2 protein-coding genes are annotated in these 1861 nt (G+C 42.3%); one reads left to right on the top strand and one right to left on the bottom strand.

The window, feature by feature from the left end; all coding sequences use genetic code 11:
• Positions 1-113 precede the first annotated feature (113 nt).
• Complete coding sequence (locus H4684_RS20415) at positions 114-1337, top strand: S8 family serine peptidase (RefSeq protein ID WP_192625168.1); 1224 nt, start codon at positions 114-116, stop codon at positions 1335-1337.
• Here the strand turns inward: H4684_RS20415 and H4684_RS20910 are convergent, their stop codons facing one another.
• Complete coding sequence (locus H4684_RS20910) at positions 1338-1634, bottom strand: ion channel (RefSeq protein WP_225940602.1); 297 nt, start codon at positions 1632-1634, stop codon at positions 1338-1340.
• Between the last annotated feature and the right edge of the window lie 227 nt (positions 1635-1861).

The following is a 1861-nucleotide window of genomic DNA, read 5'->3' as shown; positions in this document are numbered from 1 at the left end:
AAAAGTCGGTTCTCAGAGCTTGCGAAGCGACAATTGTCCTTCAGTTGAAAATTTTTAGGTCGAAAGTCGCCTGGATTTTCGAAAAATATGGTTGAGATTTCGAGCCAACAACGTTGGCAACACTTATTCACGGATTCAGGTACAATGTGTTGTTCTGTGTAAGTGCGGGCAATCATACACATGATTTAGATATTTCCGTTTCTGAGGAAAGTGGGTCGGATGAGTTGGAGAGAAAGACTCTTTCTGCGATTGATGGGGATGTTAGAAATCGTCGTCTCTTGTCCCCTGCGGAATCAATAAACGCTCTCACAGTTGGCGCACTTCATCATGATAAGAGTGGTGACTATATTAGAGACCGTAGAGTTGATTTGCTGTCAACACCAGGTTTGGCAAGTCCAATTAGTGCTCGTGGGGGTGGTTTTAATCGCTCCGTGAAACCAGAGGTGTTGTTCCCTGGTGGCCGTCAACTATTCTTGGCACCCGTGATTGGTTCGCAATACAAGATAGCGGAGATAGATAAAGCACCCGGGCAACTTGTGGCATGTCCCGGTGTAACTCTTGACCGCGCTACATATACTAGAGGAACAAGTAATGCCACTGCATTAGCGACAAGAGGGGCTGCAAGATGCTACAATTTGCTTGAGGAACTTGCAGCCATGTATGGAATAGGCAATATTGCTGATAAAAATATCCCTTCGCTTTTAAAGGCCATGATTGTTCATAGTTCTCGTTGGGATAAAGAAGCTGAGAAATCTTTAAGCGTTTTAAAAACGCATAACAATTCTAGAATTTTTAAGAATATAATATCAAAACATCTTGGTTATGGATCGACAAACATTGATAGGGTATTGATTTGTACGGAAGAGCGGGCCACTGTTCTCGGGTATGGAGAACTGGAGCAAGATAAGGCGCACATATATAATTTACCACTTCCTGCTGGATTGTCAGGAACAACTCTTTGGAGAGGTTTAGTAATTACGTTGGCTTGGATTACGCCGATAAATGTTGAGCATAGAAAATATAGACAGGCACACTTAAGGTTTACTCCACCTTTGGATGAACTCGGTGTCAGAAGAACTGAAGCAGATTGGCGCGCTGTTCAGCGTGGAACAGTTCAGCATGAAGTCATGTCTGGTAATAAGGCTTTAGATTTTTTAGATGGGGAAGAGTTGTCTATTCGTGTTGAATGTAGAGCGGATGCTGCTAATAAGATTAGTGAAGGTATTCCGTATGCGATAGCTGTTACTCTTGAAATGGATGAGGGTGTACCTGTATCTGTTTATCAAGAGATCAGGCAGAAACTGGGTGTCGCTATTCAGATCAAGCCGCAAGTCTAGTCAATCGTTTCTTTTCGCAAGTCTATTTGCAAAAATTGCAATTAGGCCTCCTAGCATTATATATCCAGTAATAACTTCTAATGTAACTAGAAATGCAGCTACACCTGTTTTTGGAACAATGTCTCCGAAGCCCAACGTAGTGAAGGTGACTATGCTGTAGTATTGAAGCGCCCAAAAACCAGGATTGCCATCATTGCCTTTTAAAAAAGCAGTGTTGAAGTTGCTTCCGCCTATTGAATAATAAAGAATACCAAATGCGAAAGCTAATATAAGGGATAGTATTCCCCAGAAAAACATAGATTGACCGCAGTCTGAGCAATAGTACCACATTTTATACGTGAGTCTCTCCCACCATATGCCAGATGCCATGCGTTCTTCAATATATGATCTATCCTGTGCTATAATTTTAAAGCGTTGGCTTCCATGGCATTGTAAACCTCCCCAAGTTAGTGCCATCCAAAAGTAGAGGTTTCCTTGGGTGAATTTTTCATGAGGAACTCTGTCGGGGTCAAATCCCCAAGGGA

The organism is Desulfomicrobium macestii (assembly GCF_014873765.1).
GTDB lineage: Bacteria > Desulfobacterota > Desulfovibrionia > Desulfovibrionales > Desulfomicrobiaceae > Desulfomicrobium > Desulfomicrobium macestii.
The sequence above is the reverse complement of the archived record's forward strand: the minus strand, read 5'-3'. Positions and strand labels throughout refer to the sequence as shown.